Source organism: Tsukamurella strandjordii (assembly GCF_039525985.1).
Classification (GTDB): Bacteria; Actinomycetota; Actinomycetes; order Mycobacteriales; family Mycobacteriaceae; genus Tsukamurella; species Tsukamurella strandjordii.
The window spans coordinates 62,151-80,450 of sequence record NZ_BAAAII010000017.1; the positions used below are offsets into that span (position 1 = coordinate 62,151).

Consider the following 18,300-nt stretch of genomic DNA (forward strand, 5'->3'; position numbering starts at 1 on the left):
GGCCCCGCCAGGTGATGATCGCCTGGTCGGGGCCTTTTCGCTGTGTGGGACTTGGTGGGCCTCGAGGGCTGTGCGGCGGTCTACGAGAGAAGACCGCTCGCAAGGTCATCAAGCGAGTACCTAACTGAGGAGGCCCCATCAGCACTGAGACACGCACCAACGGTCAGATCCGCGTCCCCGAGGTCCGGCTTGTCGGTCCCGGCGGCGAGCAGGTCGGGATCGTGCGCGTTGAGGATGCGCTCAAGCTGGCGTACGAGGCGGACCTCGACCTCGTCGAGGTGGCACCCAATGCCCGCCCGCCCGTGTGCAAGATCATGGACTACGGCAAGTTCAAGTACGAGGCCGCGCAGAAGCTGCGCGAGTCCCGCAAGAACCAGCAGATGACCGTGATCAAGGAGCAGAAGCTCCGTCCCAAGATCGACGACCACGACTACGAGACCAAGAAGGGTCACGTCGTCCGGTTCCTGGAGCAGGGCTCCAAGGTGAAGGTCACGGTCATGTTCCGCGGTCGCGAGCAGTCGCGTCCGGAGCTGGGATTCCGCCTCCTGCAGCGCCTGGGCGCCGATGTCGCCGAGTACGGCTTCATCGAGACGTCCGCGAAGCAGGACGGCCGCAACATGACCATGGTCCTCGCCCCGCACAAGGGTGCGAAGACCCGCGCCAAGGCGCAGCAGGACAAGGACGCCCCGGTGGCGCGGCCCGCCGCGCCCGAGGCTCCGGCCCAGTAGCGATCCCCGTCGCCACCGGCCACGAACTACGAAAAGAGACGAACATGCCGAAGAACAAGTCCCACAGCGGTACCGCGAAGCGCTTCAAGATCTCGGGCACCGGCAAGGTGCTGCGCCAGAAGGCCGGCCGTCGCCACCTGCTGGAGCACAAGAGCTCGCGCGTCACCCGTCGCCTCGACGGCGTGGCCGAGGTGGCCCCCGCCGACGTGCGTCGCGTCAAGAAGCTGCTCGGCAAGTAAGCCTCAGCAGCAACCTTCTCGATACCCGCTAGAACTTTTCACACGTAAGGACCCAGAACTATGGCACGCGTCAAGCGCGCAGTAAACGCTCAGAAGAAGCGTCGTTCCATCCTCGAGGCCTCGAAGGGCTACCGCGGCCAGCGCTCGCGGCTCTACCGCAAGGCCAAGGAGCAGCAGCTCCACTCGCTGACGTACGCCTACCGCGACCGTCGTGCGCGCAAGGGCGACTTCCGCAAGCTGTGGATCACCCGCATCAACGCCGCTGCGCGGGCCAACGACCTCACCTACAACCGCCTCATCCAGGGCCTGAACCTGGCCGGCGTCGAGGTCGACCGTAAGAACCTCGCCGAGATCGCCGTCTCGGACCCGGCCGCCTTCACCGCGCTGGTGGACATCGCCAAGAAGGCGCTGCCCGCCGACGTGAACGCGCCCGTCGCGTAACTTGGCAGACCACCCGGAACGACCCGCGGACCCGCTCTTCACCGAGCGGACCCCGCGGGTCGTTTCCGCATCCAAGCTCCTGCGTTCCGCCGGCCGGCGGAAGGCCGGGCTCTTCCTCGCGGAGGGCTCCAACGCCGTGACCTCCGCCCTCGCGGCCGACCTCGTCGAAGAACTCTTCGTCACCGAGGACGGCGCCGCCCGCTATCCCGAGCTGCTCGTCGGCCGGGTCGCGTACGTCACCGACCGCGCCATGCGCGGCCTCTCGGACACCGTCACCCCGCCCGGCATCGTCGCCGTCTGCCGGGCCCTGCCGCAGGCGCACGTGCCCGACGGTGCGCGGCTGGTCGCCGTGCCCGTCGACGTCTCCGAACCGGGCAACGCCGGCACCGTCATCCGCGTGGCCGACGCCGTGGGCGCCGATGCCGTGCTGCTCGCCGGTGACGCCGTCGACCCGATGAACGGCAAGGTGGTCCGCGCGTCCGCCGGATCGGTCTTCCACCTGCCGGTCGCGCAGGAGCGCGACCCGTCCGCCGCAGTGGCGAACCTGCGCGCCGCCGGCTTGACGGTGCTCTCCACCGCCGCCGACGGTGAAGTCAGCCTCGACGACGCCGACGAGCTGTTGGCCGGGCCCACGGCGTGGCTGTTCGGCAACGAGGCGCACGGCCTGCCGCGCGACCTGCAGGCGGCGGCCGATCACCGCATCGCGATCCCGATCCGTGGACGCGCCGAATCGCTCAACCTCGCCACGGCCGCCTCCATCTGCCTGTACGCGAGCTCGCGGGTGCAGAACCGCCCCTGACCCCGCCGATCGACGGGGAGCCAACCGCCGTCAGGTGCCGGACACCGGCCTGTCATCGCCTACCGGAGCGGACGGCGACCGACGACGCTCGAGGTATGGCGGTGGACGGCTATCTCCTACAGCTCCTCTTCGGAGTGCTCGACCGATGGTTGGACTCCGGCGGGGAGTGGAGCCGCCTCGGCGCCGCGGCGGTCTGGCTGACCGTGCTCGGCTCCACCGTCCTGGCGTGGTCGAGGGTCCGTCGCCAGGAACGGAGCGACCGCCGTCCGTGATGTGCGGTGCGCCGTTCGCGGGGATCGGTGCCGTGCGTGTGGCGGTAGAATCGTTGGTCGGTGGTGTGATGCGGAGGAGTCGCGATGGTGCGGATCGTCGTGGTCGACGATGAGGCGCTCGTTCGGCGTGGATTCGAACTGATGCTCGGCCATGCGCCCGACATCGAGGTAGTGGCCGCCGTGCCCGGCGGCGAGGCCTACGACGCAGTGACCCGGCACCAGCCCGATGTCGTCCTCCTGGACATCCGCATGCCGGACGTGGACGGTCTCACGCTGCTCGACAAGTTCACCCGGATGCCGTCGCCGCCCGTGGTCGCGATGCTCACCACCTTCGATTCCGACGAGTACATCGCACACGCGCTCCGCCGCGGCGCGGCCGGTTTCCTGGTCAAGGACACCGATCCGGAGCAGCTCGTGCAGCTGGTGCGCACGCTGGCCGAGGGCGGTGTGGTGCTCTCACCCAAGGTCGCGACCCAGGTGGTCAGCGGTTTCCTCGGGGGCGTCACGGTGGACGATCTGGGCACCGACAAGCTGTCGCCACGCGAGCGTGAGGTGCTGGTACTGGTTGCGGACGGGCTGTCGAACCTCGAGATCGGCCGCGTCATGCACCTGAGCGTGGGCACCGTGAAGGACCACGTCAGCGCGCTGCTCGGCAAGCTGGGGGTGGCCAACCGCGTGCAGGCCGCGCTCGTCGCTCAGCGTGCCGGACTCCTGGAGGAGCAGGCGCAGTGACCGCGATCACGCGACAGCGGTTGCGGTCGTTCGGCGGCGAGGCGGCGCTGATGGGGCTGGGAGGGCTCGAAGCGTGGTCCGTCCACGAGTTCAATCCACGCTGGACCGATGCCCTCATGGCTGTCGCGGTGCTTCTGCTGCCGCTCCGCAACAGGTTCCCGTTGGTGTACTTCGTTCTCGCGGCGGTGACGGCGTACAACATCTCCTCCGTGGTGATCCAGTTCGCGGGGATGTACGCCGTGGCCGTGAACTTCCGGCGAATGATCGTGCCCGCTCTCGCGGCGGCCGCCCTCGTGATCACGATGCTCGTCTCGTGGTACGCCATGAGGGACGGTGACCTGGAGTACGCGGAGAGTGGCGGGATGTGGGTCAGCAGCATCGGCTTCATCGTGGCGATGGCGGCCGCCCCGCTGGCCTTCGGCAGGCTCGTCCGGGCCCGGCGCGAGTTGGCCGCGCAACTCACCGAGCTGATCGACGCGCAGGAGGATCAGCGGCGCCTGCACGAGCACAGCGTGCTGTACCGGGAACGTGCGCAACTCGCGCGCGAGATGCACGACGTGGTCTCCCACCAGGTGAGCCTGATCGCGGTGGAGGCGGGTGCGCTGCAGGTGGTGACCGCCGACGACAACTCGCGCGAATCGGCTCGGTCGATCCGCCGGCTCGCCGTCAGCACTCTCGACGAACTGCGCCACATGGTCGGGGTGCTCCGGGCATCGGGTACTGAGGCGAACGGCCTCTCGCCGCAGCCGACGGCACAGGATCTCCCGCAGCTCGTCGCGTCCAGCGGTCTCGCCGTGACACTGTCCGGAGAGCTTCCGGAGGATCTGAGTCCCGCGGTCGCGCGTGCGGTGTACCGCACCACGCAGGAGGCGCTGACCAATGCGCGCAAGCACGCGCCGGGCGCCAGCGTGGGGGTCACCGTCGACACCGAGGGGCGGGGGCTGCGCCTGCGGATCATCAACGGGCGACCGACCCGCGTGGCGCTCGACCTGCCGGGGTCGAAGGTCGGGCTGCTGGGCCTGCGGGAACGCGCGGAGACGCTGAGCGGTTCGCTCGACGCCGCGCCCACCGCGGCGGGCGGATACGCCGTGACGCTCGCCGTGCCCGACCGCGGCGCCTGAGGTCGAAGCCCCCAGGCCGATCGAGTAGGACTACTCATCCGTCGCGACCCGTGCGCGGGAAGCATGATGGACATGATGCTTCTGCCGTCCCGTACCGCCGTCCTCGACGGCACGCCCGCCACGCGCGACCGTGCCGTGGACGTGGCGCGCCTCGTGAGCCTGCTCGTGGTGATGTTCGGTCACTCGACGCTGTTGCTCGCCACCATCACGCCGTCCGGCGTGTGGGTGGGCAACACGCTGGGTGCGCAGCCGTCCCTTCAGCCCATCACCTGGCTGCTGCAGGTGATGCCGCTGTTCTTCCTGGCGGGTGCGGCGTCGGCCGCGTACGGCTGGAAGCCCGGCACCGCGTGGGGAGGCTGGTTGCTGAGCCGTGCACAACGCCTCTGCCGCCCGGTGTTCTGGTACCTCGGCTTCTGGTCGGTGGTGCTGCTCGGGGTGCGCGTCGTGGCGGGGGAGCCGAGCGCGATGCGGCTGGGGCAGGAGAGCGTCGCGCTGCTGTGGTTCATCGGCGTGTACCTGCTGATCCTCGCGCTCGTGCCGGCCCTGATGACTCTTCGGTCCTCCGCGGCCGCCGTGATCGTGGGTCTGCTCGGCGCGGCCGCGATCGCCGACCAGGTGCGGCTGCGGACCGGCGCGATCGAGGCGGGGTTCCCCAACTTCCTGTTCGTCTGGTTGATCCCGGCGGTCGTGGGCGTGGCCTACGCCCGGCGGTTGATCCGTCCGTTGCCCGCAGTGCTCGCGGCGGCGGCGGCCTTCGCCGGCGCCGTCGCGCTGGTGGTGTTCGGCCCGTACGACGTGCCGCTGGTGGTGACCGGTGCCGAGACCTTCTCCAACACCACGCCGCCCACGCTGCTGCTCGGCCTGCACAGCGTGTGGGTGAGCCTGCTGTTCGTCGTCGCCGCGCCCGTGATCGGGCGGTGGGCCCAGCGGCCCCGGGTCTGGTACCCGGTGGCGGTGGGCAACGGCGGCGCGATGACGCTGTACCTGTGGCACATCCCTGCCATCGCGATCGCCGCGTTCGCTTTGCACGCGGTGGGCATCGACGCCGTCGACCCTCGGCAGAGCGGCTTCTGGGGCCTGATGGCGCTGCGCGCAGCGGTCTTCGCGGTGGTGATGTTCGCGTTGTTCCTGCTGCTGTCGCCGTTGGAGCACCGCCGGATTCCGTGGTGGGACGATCGGGTGACGGCCCGCGGCGCCCGCGGTGCGGTGGTGGGCGGCCTCGTGTGCGCGGCGGGGATCGCGGTGCTGCTCATGGCGAAGGAGGGGCTCGGCTCACCGACCGGGTGGACCGCGCTCGCGGTGTTCGTCCTCGCGATGGTCGCGGCCCGGGCCCTAGCCCGCCCGGAAGCGCCCGCCGTCGAGCACGGGGACCACCGTCGTGACCCCGACCTCGCCCGCCACCTCGACGTCGTCGCCGAAGCCGAGGGCGATCAGCTCACGCCCGGAGGCGCAGCCGCGGAGGGCGTCCGCGGGGGCCGCTGACACCGATCGCCACGCCGCCCGGGCGGTCTCGGCCTCGGGGGAAAGGCGGCCGGGCAGGCCGTCGATCACGGCGCCCGCGCCCCAGAGGTCCTCGACCGCGGGCCGCAGGGCACCGTCGGGCCATCGCTCGCCCGACGGGATCACGGCGACCGTCGCTCCCGGACGCTGGGCGATCCACTCTCCGACGGCGCGCCCGTTGCGCAACGACGCGGCGAGCACGGTGGCGCCGCCCTGCGACAGGGCGTGCACGATCGTCGAGCCGTTCGGGGAGGGGAGCACCAGGCGCCGCACGCCGGTGGCCGCGCGGATCGACGACGGTGAGAAGCTCACCTCGCCGGGACCGGCGGCGCTGCGGCCGACCGCCAGCACCGCGTCGTGCTCGCGCGCGAGGGACGCCGCGGAATCGTCGCACCAACGGTGCGGGTACACCTCGATGTCCCGCTCGACGGCCACCGCGACGCAGGTGGTGAACGACAGCACGTCGACCACCACGACGATGTCGGCGTTCTCGCCCACGGCGCGGGCAGCGTCGAGGCCCCATTCGCAGCGGACGGCGTACGCGGATTGGCGGTGTTCCGGGTTCACCGCACTATTCTCGCCGCTGCCCGACCGCCGCGGTGTGGTAGATAGTGAAGAGATAGTTCTCTCGGGAGGAGATCGTGATGAAGCGAATCGCACTGGCGGGTCTGCTCGGCGCCGCGGCAGCGCTCGCGCCGGCGGGGGCGCAGGCGGCACCGGCACCGGCCATGGTCACCGTGACCTGCGATGTGTACGCGCAGCAGTTCGGCAACATGCTCGCCTCGTTCGCGGGAACCGTGCACGGTACGGGGCCGAACCCCGCCGCCGCGCGGGCCAATGCGGAGTCGAAGATCTGGGGACCCTACGGCTCGATGCCGTACGTCGCGAACTGCCGCTGAGCTCGGGCGGTCAGTGACCGCCGGCGCTGACGTTGATGATCACGACGCCCGTGATGGTGATGACCATGCCGGCGATGGTGGTCAGCGAGATCCGGTCGTTGAACAGGAAGGCGGCGAACACGGTGACCAGCACCGTGCCCGCGGCCGACCAGATGGCGTAGGCCACGCCCACGGAGATCTCGCGCAGCGAGAGCCCCAGGAAGGCGAAGGCGCCGATGTAGCCGGGGATCACGATGAGCATGGGCCACAGGTTCTTGAAACCGTCCGTGGCGCGCAGTGACAGGGTGGCCGCCACCTCGCAGACGATGGCGAGGAACAGCAGGATCGCGGCGGTGCGTGACATGGCGGAGCCCCATCGGTGGTGTCGATACGACGTGGTCGTCGTCCACGGCATATTCGCGGCGCCGAGGACACGTGTCAACAGCTGTGTGTCCGGTGCCCGTGTACCAGCGGTAATGCGCTGTCGGCGGCGATCGGCCGTCGACTACTCTGGACGGGTACTTCCCAGCGAATCGAGGAGCCGCGCACCGTGTCTGATGCCCCCGCGTCGGAGAATTCAGCCCCGCAGGTCAGCGACCTGAGTGAGGCCGCGCTCGGCGCGGCGGCGGAGGCTGCGGCGCAGGCCTTCGCGGCCGCGTCCAACCTCGACGAACTGGCGGCCGCCCGGCAGGCGCACCTCGGCGAGAAGTCGCCGCTCGCGCTGAGCAAGCGCGCGCTCGGCTCCATCCCCAAGGAGGAGCGCAAGGACGCCGGCAAGCGCGTGAACGTGGCGCAGGCGCAGGCCCGGGACTCCTACGAGCAGCGCAAGACGGTGCTCGACGCCGAGCGCGACGCCGCCGTCCTCGTGGCCGAGGCGATCGATGTGACGCTGCCCTCGGGCCGCAATCCGCAGGGTGCCCGCCACCCCATCAGCATCATCTCCGACCAGGTCGCCGACTTCTTCGTGGGCATCGGCTGGGAGATCGCCGAGGGGCCCGAGGTGGAGACCGAGCACTTCAACTTCGACGCGCTGAACTTCCTTCCGGATCATCCGGCGCGCTCCATGCAGGACACCTTCTACGTGGCGCCGGAAGGCTCGCGGCAGGTGCTGCGTACCCACACCTCGCCGGTGCAGGTGCGCTCGATGCTCACCCGCGACGTGCCGATCTACGTGGCCTGCCCCGGCCGCACCTTCCGCACCGACGAGCTGGACGCCACGCATACGCCGGTGTTCAGCCAGGTCGAAGGGCTCGCCGTCGACAAGGGCCTGACGATGGCGAACCTGCGCGGCACCCTGGAGGCCTTCGCGAAGGCGATGTTCGGCCCCGAGACCACCACCCGGATGCGGCCGAACTACTTCCCGTTCACAGAACCCTCCGCCGAGGTCGACATCTGGTTCCCGCAGAAGAAGGGCGGCGCCGGCTGGGTCGAGTGGGGCGGCTGCGGCATGGTCAACCCGAACGTGCTGCGCGCCTGCGGCATCGACCCCGAGGAGTACTCGGGATTCGCCTTCGGCATGGGCCTGGAGCGCACGCTGCAGTTCCGCAACGGCATCCCCGACATGCGCGACATCGTCGAGGGCGATGTCCGCTTCACCCTGCCCTTCGGCGTCCAGGGCTGACCGCCCCCGCCCGCCTGCACACACCGATAGAAGGACTTTTCCAGTGCGCGTTGCACAGTCATGGCTCACCGAGATCCTCCGGCGCGACACCCCCGAGTGGGGTATCACTCCGCAGGAGCTGGACGCCGGGTTCGTCCGCGTCGGTTTCGAGGTCGAGGAGCTGGACTCGCTCGACACGGTGACCGGTCCGCTGGTCGTGGGCCGCGTCGCGCAGATCGAGGAGCTGACCAACTTCCGCAAGCCGATCCGGTTCTGTCAGGTGGAGGTGGGCGAGGCGGCCCCGCGCGACATCGTGTGCGGCGCGCGCAACTTCGCCGAGGGCGACCTCGTGGTCGTTGCGCTCCCCGGCGCGGTGCTCCCGGGTGGCTTCGAGATCGCCACGCGCCAGACCTACGACCACACCTCGGACGGCATGATCTGCTCGGTCTCCGAGCTCGGACTCGGCACCGACCACTCGGGCATCCTCGTGCTGCCCGCGGGCACCGCGCAGCCGGGCGACGATGCCAAGGCCGTGCTGGGCATGGACGATGCGGTGATCGAGCTGAACGTGACGCCGGACCGCGGCTACGCCTTCTCGATCCGCGGCCTCGCCCGCGAGCTGGCGTGCGGCTTCGATCTGCCGTTCACCGACATCACCACCCCGTCGGACCAGCAGGGATCCGGCGCCGGCGGCGTGGACGTGACCGTGGAGCCGGAGAGCGGCTGCACCCGGTTCACCGCGCTGCGCGTCGAGGGCATCGACCCGAAGGCCGTGAGCCCGTGGTGGCTGCAGCGCCGCCTGCTCACGTCCGGGGTGCGCCCGATCAGCGCCGCGGTGGACGTGACCAACTACCTCATGCTGCTCAGCGGCCAGCCGCTGCACGCCTTCGACGCCGACAAGGTGCGGGGTGGCCTCGTGGTGCGTGCGGCGCGGCCCGGCGAGAAGCTGGAAACTCTCGACCACGTCGAGCGCACGCTCGATCCTGAGGACGCCGTGATCGTCGACGATTCCGGGCCGGTCTCACTGGCCGGTGTCATGGGCGGCGCGTCCACCGAGGTCGGCGACGACACGGTGAACGTGATCCTCGAGGGCGCGATCTGGAACCCGGTCAAGGTCTTCCGCACCGGCAAGCGGCACAAGCTCAGCTCCGACGCCGCGAAGCGGTACGAGCGCACCGTGGACCCGGCCATCTCGGTGTGGACGGTGCGCGAGGCCGCGCGGCTGCTCACCGAGATCGCGGGCGGCACGATCGTCGGCGAGATCACCGACCTCGGCTCGTACGGCGAGCGCCCGCAGGTGGTGATCGCCGCGGACCGTCCGGACCGGGTCGCCGGGATCACCTACCCCGCCGGGACGACGGTGCGCCGGCTCACCCAGGTGGGTTGCGCCATCGAGGGTTCCGAGAACCTCACGGTGACCCCGCCGACGTGGCGGCCCGATCTGACCATGCCCGCCGATCTGGTGGAGGAGGTGCTGCGCCTGGAGGGGCTGGAGCAGATCCCGCCGGTGCTGCCCGCCGCGCCCGGCGGACGCGGCCTGTCGCCGCGCCAGCAGCGCCGCCGGATCGTCAGCCGTGCGCTGGCGCACACCGGCCACGTCGAGGTGCTCACGGGACCGTTCCTTCCCGCCGGGGTGTTCGACACCTGGGCGCTGGACGCCGACGATCCGCGGCGCACCACCACGAAGGTGCTCAACCCGCTCGAGGCCGATCGTCCGTCGCTCGCCACCACACTGCTGCCGGGGTTGCTGGAGATCTTGGCGCGCAATGTTTCCCGCGGTCAGCGCGATCTGGCGCTGTACTCGATCGCACAGGTGGTGCTGCCGTCGGAGAAGACCGTGGCCGTCGACCCCATCCCGGTGGACCGGCGCCCGACCGCCGAGCAGATCGATGAGCTCAACGCCTCGCTGCCCGTGCAGCCCGAGCACGTCGCGGTCGTCTTCACCGGACTGCGCGAGCCAGCCGGACCGTGGGGCGCCGGCCGTCCCGCCGATGCCACGGACGCCTTCGAGGCGGTCCGTGAGATCGGCCGCGCGAGCAATGTCGAGCTCACCCTGCGGTCGGCCCAGTACGCGCCCTTCCATCCCGGGCGGTGCGCTGAGGTGCTCGCGGGCGATGTGGTCGTGGGGCACGCAGGCGAGTTGCACCCGGCGGTGCTCGAACGTGCGGGTCTGCCGCCGCGCACCGTCGCCGTCGAGCTGGACCTGGATGCGATCCCGCTGACGCAGGTGCTTCCGGCGCCGCGGGTCTCGCCCTTCCCCGCGGTACTGCAGGACGTCGCGGTCGTCGTCGACGCCGCGGTGCCCGCGGCGTCCGTGCAGGAGGCGCTGACCGCCGGTGCGGGCGAGCTGTTGGAGGCGATCTCGCTGTTCGACGTCTTCACCGGGGCGCAGGTGGGCGAGGGACGCAAGTCGCTGGCCTTCGCGCTGCGCTTCCGTGCCGCCGATCGCACCCTCACCGAAGACGAGGCCTCCGCCGCCCGCGATGCCGCGGTGGCGAAGGCCTCGGAGCAGGTCGGCGCCGTCCTGCGGTAGCTAGCTGGTGTGGTGCACCTGCGCCAGTTGGTACACCGGGGTGTCGATGCCCTCGTAGCGCGCTTTGAGTTGCAGGGCCAGGTACAGCGAGTAGTGCCGGGACTGGTGCAGGTTGCCGCCCATCATCCACAGTCCGGGCACCTGGGTGGGCTTCCACATGTTGCGCTGCTCGCCCTCCCAGGGGCCGGGGTCCTTGGTGGTGTCGGAGCCGAGGCCCCAGCACTTGCCCAGTCGGTCGGCGGTTTCCTGGCCCATGAGGTCGGCGGCCCAGCCGTTCATCGATCCGTAGCCGGTGGCGTAGACCACGAGGTCGGCGGGCAGCACCGTGCCGTCCTTGAGCACCACGGCGTCCTCGGTCAGGTGATCCACGCCGCCCTTGGCCAGCTTGATCGAGCCGTCGATGATGAGACCGGCGGCGCCGACGTCGATGTAGTAGCCGGAGCCGCGACGCAGGTACTTCATGAACAGGCCCGAGTCGTCGTCGCCGAAATCGAGGTCGTATCCGGCCTTTTCGAGGCCCGCGTAGAAGTCGGCGTCGATCTCGCGGACCTTGTCGTAGATCGGCTTCTGGAACTCGTTCATGATCCGGTAGGGGAGCGAGGCGAAGATCATGTCGGCCTTGTCGGTGGTCACGCCGTTGGCGACCGCCCGCTCGCTGTACAGGTCGCCCAGTCCGTGCTCCATGAGCGATTCGGACTTGATGATGTGGGTCGAGCTGCGCTGCACCATCGTGACCTCGGCGCCGGCCTCGATGAGCGCCTTGCTGATGTCGAGTGCGGAGTTGTTGGCGCCGATCACCACGACCTTCTTGCCCGCGTAGGCGTCCGGGCCGGGGTGCTTGCTCGAGTGGTGCTGTTCGCCGCGGAAGACGTCCATTCCGGGGAAGTCGGGCACGTTCGGCTTGCCGGACATGCCGGTCGCCAGTACCAGTTGTTTCGGGTGCAGGGTCAGGCGCTCACCGTCCTTGTTCACCTCGACGGTCCACTCGCCCTTGGCCTCGTCGTACGAGGCGGACAATGCCTCGGTGCGTGACCAGTACGGCACCTCCATGACGCGGGTGTACATCTCCAGCCAGTCGCCGATCTTGTCCTTCGGGGCGAAGACGGGCCAGTTGGCGGGGAAGGGCAGGTACGGCAGGTGGTCGTACCAGACGGGGTCGTGCAGGCACAGCGACTTGTAGCGGCCGCGCCACTGGTCGCCGGGACGGTCGTACTTGTCGACCACGAGCGCGGGCACGCCCAGTTGGCGCAGGCGCGCCCCGAGGGCGATGCCGCCCTGGCCGCCGCCGATCACCAGCGTGTCGGGCTGCACCGAGCGACCCAGTTCGGCCTCCTCCTGCTCGCGGCGCTCGGCCCAGGTCGGCGCGTCGACGTGGGCGCCGTGCACCGCGCCCATGGGGCGGCGCTCGCCGAAGGATTCCTCGTGGCCCTTGAGCTCGCGCAGCGTGGTGAGCAGTGTCCAGGCGCGGTCGACGCCGTCCTCGCCCTCCCGGATCCGCAGGTGGCCCTTGCCGCGCCCCACACCGGTCTCGAATCCGATGAAGGCCTCGGCCACGTCCTCGCCCGAGGCGGGACCGGTGGTCACGAAACCGCTGGGATCGGCGTCGTCGAGGCGCTCGGTGAGCATCGCGGCGATCTGGTCGCGGCCCTCGCTGGTGTGCAGGTTCCAGGTGAACGCGACCAGGTCCCGCCAGAACGCGCCGGGTTCGAAGAGCTCGGCCACGGCGGCCGTGTCGCGCGCGGTGAGCGCCGCCTCGAACCGCGCCAGCCACGCATCCACCCGCTGCTGCGGGTCCGTGCGGGTGGCCTGTTCCCTATCCGCGATCGCGGTCATGAGGTGCTCCTTCGTCTCGAACGGTGAATCCGTCTGTGTCCTGCATCACACGCCCGGTGTGACGGGTGCGACAAGGGTTGCGTCCGGTTGCAGCGGGGACGGCCGTGGCGGGCCGGGCGGCGAATCCGGCTCGGGGACCCGGTGCGCGGTGCAGAATCGAGGCGTGGCACAGATGGTCGAGCCCGCGGTGGCGCATGGTGAGGACCCGCGCTCCTATGCGCGGCTGCTCGCCGAGGTGTACGACGCGACGATGGCCGGTGAACGGCCCCCGGCGCGGCCGCGCGAGGTGATCGGCGACTCCTGGGAGCGGGTGCGTGCCGCGGGGTTGCGGCCCGACGATGATGCCGGCCCGGCCGTGCATTCCGCTGAGGTGGCGCGGTTGCGCCGCGAATCGGGGCTGTCGGGCGTGATCGACGATCTCGCCGGCGGCCTGGCGCCGATCATCGACGGCGGCGCGAGCATCATGGTGGTCTCGGACGCGGAGGGCCGGCTGTTGTGGCGCACCGGTGCCCCGCGGGTGCTGCGCCAGGCCGATGCCCTGGGCTTCGTGGAGGGCGCCGCGTGGGGCGAGAACGATGTGGGGACCAACGCGATCGGTACCGCCCTGGCATCGCGCTCCGCGGTGCAGACCTTCTCCGCGGAGCACTTCGCCCGCAATCAGCACCCGTGGACCTGCTCAGCGGCCCCGATCCGGGATCGCAGGTCCGGCCGCCTCCTGGGCGTGGTGGACGTGAGCGGCCCGGCCCACACCGTGCACCCCACCACGCTGGCGCTGGTCGCGGCTGTGGCTGGACTGGCCGAGGCGCGGCTGCGGGAGAGTCATCAGGCGGGACTCGACCAGCTGCGCACCGTGGCGGCACCGTTGCTCGCCGGAATCCCGGGCCCCGGCCTGGTGGTGGACGCGCACGGATGGGTCGCGGCCGTTGGGCGGCTTTCGCATCGGGCCCGGGTCACCCTGCCCGCGGTGATGGAGGGCTCGCACCTGTGGCTGCCCGAGCTGGGGGAGTGCACCGTCGAACCGCTGCCCGGCGGATGGCTGCTGCGCCCCGTCGAGGCGGCGTCGCCGGCCGAACGCACGCGCGTCACCGTCGATCTGCGATCGGGGCGCACGCCCGAGGTCAGCGTGGTGGGCGCGGCCGGGCAGTGGCGGCATCAGCTGTCGCCGCGGCACGCGCAGATCCTCGAACTCCTGGCCGACGGGACCGGGCACACCGCGGCGCAGCTCGCGGCGTCGCTGTTCGGTGACGGTTCGCGCGTGGTCACGGTGCGGGCCGAGATCTCCCGGCTCCGGCGTGTGCTCTCCGGGCTGATCGCCGCGCAGCCCTACCGATTCGCCGACGGCGTCTCGGTCGAGACGCTGCGCTGAGACCGCGCGACCCTCTAGCGTGGGTGAAGTGAGCGACCTGCAGATCTTCCCCGAGGACTGGAACACCGCGCTGGTGCTGGTGGCGCACCCCGACGATCCAGAGTACGGCATGGCCGCCGCCGTGGCCCGCTGGACCGGCCAGGGAAAGACGGTGGCCTACGGGCTCGCCACCTCCGGGGAGGCGGGGATCGAGGGCATGTCGCCCACCACGGCGGGCCCGGTGCGCGAGGAGGAGCAGCGACGGTCCGCGGCCGTCGTCGGCGTGGACGACGTGCGGTTCTGGGGATTCCCGGACTCGAACGTGCGCAACACCCCCGAGCTGCGGGCCGCGGTCACGCGGGCGATCGCCGATCACCGCCCGGACGTGGTGATCACCATCTGGGGCGGAGCCGAATGGGCGCCCGCGGCGCCGAATCAGAGCGATCACAGGGAGTTCACCGCCGCCGTCGGAGAGGCGGCGGCCGCCTCCGGGGTCACGGCGTACCAGACCTCACCCGAGCCGACGCTGATCGTGGACGTGACCGGCTACACCGAGCGGGCGGTCGAATCGCTCGCGGAGCACCGGCAGTACCTCTCGGTGCTCGATCCGTCGACGCCCGTGATCGAACAGGCCCGCCAGCAGGTGACGTCGGCGTGCCTTCCGCGCGCGGAGTTCGCGCACGCCGTGGGCTTCGCGCCGCTGTCGGGTTAGCTGATGTGGAAGGCCTGGGTGATGTGGTTGCCGCGGGTGTGATCGCCCACCAGGCTCGGGCGTCCGCGACCCATCTTGACCAGCATGGCCCGGTTCTCGACCCGCGGCGCGAAGCCGTCCAGGATGCGGTTCACGGTGCCCCGCACGCCGCGCTCGCGGCGCGCAGTGGCCAGCGACAGCGGCTGCGTCATTGCGTTGGCGTTGTTGTTGCGCATACTCGTTCCTTCGGTGCGTGAGCTCGTTTCGTTACTGGTTTCAACCATGCCGACGGTGGCTGACGGCGAGCTGAGCGCCGGCTGTGGGTTATCGGGGTCCGGGGTGCTCCCGGACCGGACGCTCGGTGAACACCCCGATGGGGGGACGGTGCGGCGGCAGTACGAGGGTCGCGTGTGAATACGCTTGCATAGTCGTGCATAATCATTTCATGACTGTTTCCGTGGCGATCGCGGGCGCCAGTGGGTACGCCGGGGGAGAGATCCTCCGGCTGCTGCTGAACCACCCGCAGTACCTGTCCGGCGAGCTCACCATCGGCGCGCTCACCGCCGGAGGCAATGCCGGCAGCACGCTGTTCGAGCATCATCCGCACCTGCTGCCGCTCGCCGACCGCGTGCTCGCGGAGACCACGCCGGACACCCTGCGCGGCCACGATGTGGTCTTCCTCGGCCTGCCCCACGGTAAGTCGGCCGAGATCGCCGAGGCGCTGCCCCCGTCGACCCTCATCATCGACTGCGGCGCCGACTACCGGCTCAAGGACGCGGCCGAGTGGGAGCACTACTACGGCAGTGCGCACGCCGGCACCTGGCCCTACGGCCTGCCGGAACTCCCCGGCAATCGCGACGTACTGGCCGGTGCCAACCGGATCGCGGTGCCGGGCTGCTATCCCACGGTCTCCACTCTCGCCCTGCTGCCCGCCGTCGTCTCGGGCATCGTGACGCACGACGTGACCGTGGTCGCCGTCAGCGGTACCTCGGGTGCCGGCCGGGCCGCCAAGGTCGACCTGCTGGCCTCCGAGGTCTTCGGCTCCGCCCGGGCATACGGCGTGACCACCCACCGGCACACCCCGGAGATCAGCCAGAACCTCTCCGCCGCCGCGCACACCCCGGTCACGGTCTCGTTCACCCCCGTGCTGGTGCCCATGGCCCGCGGCATCCTCGCCACCTGCTCCGCGCAGACCCGCGCCACACAGGCGCAGGCCCGCGAGGTGTACGCCGCCGCCTACGCCGACGAGCCCTTCGTGCACCTGCTCCCGGAAGGCGTGCAACCGCAGACGAAGTCGGTGCTCGGCAGCAATGCCGTGCAGGTCCAGGTGGCGGTGGACGAGCGGGCCGGCCGGCTCGTGGCCACCGCCGCCATCGACAACCTCACCAAGGGCACCGGCGGAGGCGCCGTGCAGTCCATGAACCTCGCGCTCGGCTGGCCCGAGACCGCCGGCCTGTCCACCGTAGGAGTCGCGCCATGAGCACCTTCAAGCTCGTCCGGAACCAGGGCGTCACCGCGCCCCTCGGCTTCAAGGCCGCGGGCATCGCGGCCGGCATCAAGGCCTCGGGTAAACCCGATCTGGCCCTGGTCTTCAATGAGGGGCCGCACTACGCCGCCGCGGGTGTGTTCACGGCCAACAAGGTTCAGGCGGCGCCCGTGCTGTGGAGCCGTCAGGTGCTCACGGACGGTCACCTGCGTGCGGTGATCCTCAACTCCGGTGGCGCCAACGCGTGCACCGGCCCCGGCGGCTTCCAGGACACCCACGCGACCGCCGAGAAGGTCGCGGAGACGCTGAGCCACTGGGGGACCGAGACCGGTGCCGGTGAGGTCGCGGTCTGCTCGACCGGGCTCATCGGCGATCGTCTGCCGATGGACAAGCTGCTCGCCGGCGTCACCGAGATCGTGCACGAGATGGGTGGCGGCCTCACCGGCGGCACCGATGCGGCGTACGCGATCATGACCACGGACACGGTGCCCAAGGAGGCGGCGCTGCACCATTCGGGTGGATGGAACGTGGGCGGTATGGCGAAGGGCGCCGGAATGCTGGCGCCCTCCCTCGCCACGATGCTCGTCGTGCTCACCACGGATGTGCACGCCACCCCGGAGCAACTCGACGAGGCGCTGCGGCACGCGACGGCGTACACCTTCGACCGGCTCGACGTGGACGGCGCCACCTCGACCAACGACACCGTTCTCCTGCTGAGCAGTGGCGCGAGCGAGAAGACCTGCACGCAGGAGGAACTCAACTCCGCCGTGCGGGAGGTGTGCGACGATCTGGCCGCCCAGCTGCAGGGCGACGCCGAGGGCGTCACCAAGCGGGTCCTGATCACGGTGACCGGCGCGGCCTCCGAGGAGGACGCACTCGTCGGTGCCTGCACCATCTGCCGCGACAGCCTGGTCAAGACCGCGCTGTTCGGCAGCGACCCGAACTGGGGCCGGGTGATGGCGGCGATCGGCATCGCGCCGATCGAGCTCGATCCCGACAAACTCACCGTGAGCTTCAACGGCAGCCCGGTGGCGGAGAAGGGTTGCGGCGTACCGGGTGCCCGCGATGTCGATCTCTCCGGCCCGGAGATCGACGTGACCGTCGACCTGGGGCTGGGCCGCGGCACGGCGACGATCCGCACCACCGATCTCTCGCACGCGTACGTCGAAGAGAACTCGGCGTACTCCTCATGAGCGCACCCGATCTCACGCCCCTCGACAAGGCGAACGTGCTCGCCGAGGCGCTGCCCTGGCTGCAGGAGTTCCACGGCAAGACGGTGGTGATCAAGTACGGCGGCAACGCCATGGTCGACGACGATCTCAAGCGCTCCTTCGCTCAGGACATGGTGTTCCTGCGCACCGCCGGGATCCATCCCGTCGTGGTGCACGGCGGCGGCCCCCAGATCAACGCCATGCTGAAGCGGCTCGGCATGGAGGGTGAATTCCGCGGCGGTTTCCGCGTGACCACGCCCGAGGTGATGGATGTGGTCCGGATGGTGCTGTTCGGGCAGGTCGGCCGCGAGCTCGTGGGCCTGATCAACTCGTACGGCCCACTCGCCGTCGGCATGTCGGGCGAGGATGCGCACCTGTTCACGGCCACCCGCCGGCAGGTGGTGGTCGACGGTGAGCCCACCGACATCGGGCTCGTCGGCGACGTCACCGAGGTGAGTCCGGAGGCGGTCAACGACCTCATCGCCGCCGGACGCATCCCGGTGATCTCCACGATCGCCCCCGACGCCGACGGCGTGGTGCACAACATCAACGCCGACACCGCCGCCGCCGCCCTCGCCGAAGCGCTCGGTGCGCAGAAGCTGGTGGTGCTCACCGATGTCGAGGGCCTCTACACGAACTGGCCCGACCGCTCGTCACTCACCTCCGTGATCGACACCGACGCCCTCACCGCGCTGCTGCCGAGCCTCGATGCGGGCATGGTTCCGAAGATGGAGGCCTGCCTACGGGCCGTGACCGGCGGCGTGCCCACCGCGCACGTGATCGACGGTCGGGTACCGCATTCGGTGCTCCTGGAGCTGTTCACGCGCGAGGGCATCGGCACCATGGTGACCCCTCCGGCCGCCTCCGAATCAACCTGGATCTGAGAGAGAC

19 protein-coding genes and 1 pseudogene are annotated in these 18,300 nt (G+C 70.5%); 16 read left to right on the forward strand and 4 right to left on the reverse strand.

The window, feature by feature from the left end:
- Nucleotides 1-137 precede the first annotated feature (137 nt).
- The 8 genes from infC to ABD108_RS21950 all read left to right on the forward strand — a co-directional run bounded on the left by infC (nucleotide 138) and on the right by ABD108_RS21950 (nucleotide 5,814).
- Entirely contained in the window at nucleotides 138-728 is a 591-nt protein-coding gene (infC, locus tag ABD108_RS21915; RefSeq protein WP_343931405.1) for a translation initiation factor IF-3, read from the forward strand.
- A gap of 44 nt (nucleotides 729-772) precedes the next feature.
- Nucleotides 773-967 carry a 50S ribosomal protein L35 gene (gene rpmI, locus ABD108_RS21920; RefSeq protein ID WP_220655588.1) on the forward strand — a complete coding sequence of 65 codons (195 nt, stop codon included), beginning with the start codon at nucleotides 773-775 and terminating at the stop codon, nucleotides 965-967.
- Nucleotides 968-1,027: 60 nt separating this feature from the next.
- On the forward strand, nucleotides 1,028-1,408 hold the full coding sequence (gene rplT / locus ABD108_RS21925; protein WP_220655587.1) for a 50S ribosomal protein L20: 381 nt from the start codon (nucleotides 1,028-1,030) through the stop codon (nucleotides 1,406-1,408).
- Between the two features lies 1 nt (nucleotide 1,409).
- Nucleotides 1,410-2,207: a TrmH family RNA methyltransferase gene (locus ABD108_RS21930; protein ID WP_343931383.1), complete on the forward strand. Its 798-nt coding sequence runs from the start codon at nucleotides 1,410-1,412 to the stop codon at nucleotides 2,205-2,207.
- Nucleotides 2,208-2,302: 95 nt separating this feature from the next.
- Entirely contained in the window at nucleotides 2,303-2,479 is a 177-nt protein-coding gene (locus ABD108_RS21935; protein WP_343931384.1) for a hypothetical protein, read from the forward strand.
- A gap of 84 nt (nucleotides 2,480-2,563) precedes the next feature.
- Nucleotides 2,564-3,211, forward strand: a complete 648-nt coding sequence (locus ABD108_RS21940; protein ID WP_220655584.1) for a response regulator — start codon at nucleotides 2,564-2,566, stop codon at nucleotides 3,209-3,211.
- The gene (locus ABD108_RS21945) at nucleotides 3,208-4,332 is read left to right on the forward strand and encodes a sensor histidine kinase (protein ID WP_343931385.1); all 1,125 of its coding nucleotides are present in this window, start codon (nucleotides 3,208-3,210) and stop codon (nucleotides 4,330-4,332) included. The genes ABD108_RS21940 and ABD108_RS21945 overlap by 4 nt, the downstream gene beginning before the upstream one ends.
- Before the next feature lie 63 nt (nucleotides 4,333-4,395).
- Nucleotides 4,396-5,814 carry an acyltransferase family protein gene (locus ABD108_RS21950; RefSeq protein ID WP_343931386.1) on the forward strand — a complete coding sequence of 473 codons (1,419 nt, stop codon included), beginning with the start codon at nucleotides 4,396-4,398 and terminating at the stop codon, nucleotides 5,812-5,814.
- On the opposite strand, the pseudogene ABD108_RS21955 reads toward ABD108_RS21950, so the two are convergent.
- Nucleotides 5,749-6,555: pseudogene (locus ABD108_RS21955) on the reverse strand (2-phosphosulfolactate phosphatase); the annotation flags it as partial. The gene ABD108_RS21950 and the pseudogene ABD108_RS21955 overlap by 66 nt on opposite strands.
- On the opposite strand from ABD108_RS21955, the gene ABD108_RS21960 reads away from it, so the two are divergent.
- Nucleotides 6,477-6,731, forward strand: coding sequence for a hypothetical protein (locus ABD108_RS21960; protein WP_343931407.1), 255 nt, complete (start codon nucleotides 6,477-6,479; stop codon nucleotides 6,729-6,731). The pseudogene ABD108_RS21955 and the gene ABD108_RS21960 overlap by 79 nt on opposite strands.
- 10 nt (nucleotides 6,732-6,741) lie before the next feature.
- On the opposite strand, the gene ABD108_RS21965 is transcribed toward ABD108_RS21960, so the two are convergent.
- Nucleotides 6,742-7,074, reverse strand: a complete 333-nt coding sequence (locus ABD108_RS21965; protein ID WP_220655580.1) for a DMT family transporter — start codon at nucleotides 7,072-7,074, stop codon at nucleotides 6,742-6,744.
- Nucleotides 7,075-7,260: 186 nt separating this feature from the next.
- On the opposite strand from ABD108_RS21965, the gene pheS reads away from it, so the two are divergent.
- Both pheS and pheT read left to right on the forward strand, forming a co-directional pair.
- Nucleotides 7,261-8,331, forward strand: a complete 1,071-nt coding sequence (pheS, locus tag ABD108_RS21970) for a phenylalanine--tRNA ligase subunit alpha (protein WP_220655579.1) — start codon at nucleotides 7,261-7,263, stop codon at nucleotides 8,329-8,331.
- A 43-nt stretch (nucleotides 8,332-8,374) separates the two neighbouring features.
- Nucleotides 8,375-10,843 (forward strand): phenylalanine--tRNA ligase subunit beta, encoded by a 2,469-nt coding sequence (gene pheT, locus ABD108_RS21975; protein WP_343931387.1) that lies wholly within the window; start codon nucleotides 8,375-8,377, stop codon nucleotides 10,841-10,843.
- On the opposite strand, the gene ABD108_RS21980 is transcribed toward pheT, so the two are convergent.
- Entirely contained in the window at nucleotides 10,844-12,676 is a 1,833-nt protein-coding gene (locus ABD108_RS21980) for an FAD-dependent oxidoreductase (RefSeq protein WP_343931388.1), read from the reverse strand.
- A 172-nt stretch (nucleotides 12,677-12,848) separates the two neighbouring features.
- On the opposite strand from ABD108_RS21980, the gene ABD108_RS21985 reads away from it, so the two are divergent.
- Together ABD108_RS21985 and ABD108_RS21990 are read left to right on the forward strand one after the other, a co-directional pair.
- Nucleotides 12,849-14,042: a helix-turn-helix domain-containing protein gene (locus ABD108_RS21985; protein WP_343931406.1), complete on the forward strand. Its 1,194-nt coding sequence runs from the start codon at nucleotides 12,849-12,851 to the stop codon at nucleotides 14,040-14,042.
- Between the two features lie 28 nt (nucleotides 14,043-14,070).
- A complete protein-coding gene (locus tag ABD108_RS21990) occupies nucleotides 14,071-14,733 on the forward strand; it encodes a PIG-L deacetylase family protein (RefSeq protein WP_343931389.1) in 663 nt (220 codons plus the stop codon).
- Here ABD108_RS21990 and ABD108_RS21995 read toward each other — a convergent pair.
- Nucleotides 14,730-14,948 (reverse strand): hypothetical protein, encoded by a 219-nt coding sequence (locus ABD108_RS21995; protein WP_220655575.1) that lies wholly within the window; start codon nucleotides 14,946-14,948, stop codon nucleotides 14,730-14,732. The two genes, ABD108_RS21990 and ABD108_RS21995, sit on opposite strands and share 4 nt — an antisense overlap.
- Nucleotides 14,949-15,157: 209 nt before the next feature.
- Here ABD108_RS21995 and argC point away from each other — a divergent pair, with 209 nt between their 5' ends.
- The 3 genes from argC to argB are packed head-to-tail and all read left to right on the forward strand — an operon-like array spanning nucleotide 15,158 to nucleotide 18,293.
- A complete protein-coding gene (gene argC / locus ABD108_RS22000) occupies nucleotides 15,158-16,192 on the forward strand; it encodes an N-acetyl-gamma-glutamyl-phosphate reductase (RefSeq protein WP_343931390.1) in 1,035 nt (344 codons plus the stop codon).
- Entirely contained in the window at nucleotides 16,189-17,391 is a 1,203-nt protein-coding gene (argJ, locus tag ABD108_RS22005) for a bifunctional glutamate N-acetyltransferase/amino-acid acetyltransferase ArgJ (protein ID WP_343931391.1), read from the forward strand. Before argC ends, argJ begins: the two co-directional genes overlap by 4 nt.
- Nucleotides 17,388-18,293: an acetylglutamate kinase gene (gene argB, locus ABD108_RS22010; protein ID WP_220655572.1), complete on the forward strand. Its 906-nt coding sequence runs from the start codon at nucleotides 17,388-17,390 to the stop codon at nucleotides 18,291-18,293. Before argJ ends, argB begins: the two co-directional genes overlap by 4 nt.
- The last annotated feature ends 7 nt before the right edge of the window (nucleotides 18,294-18,300 follow it).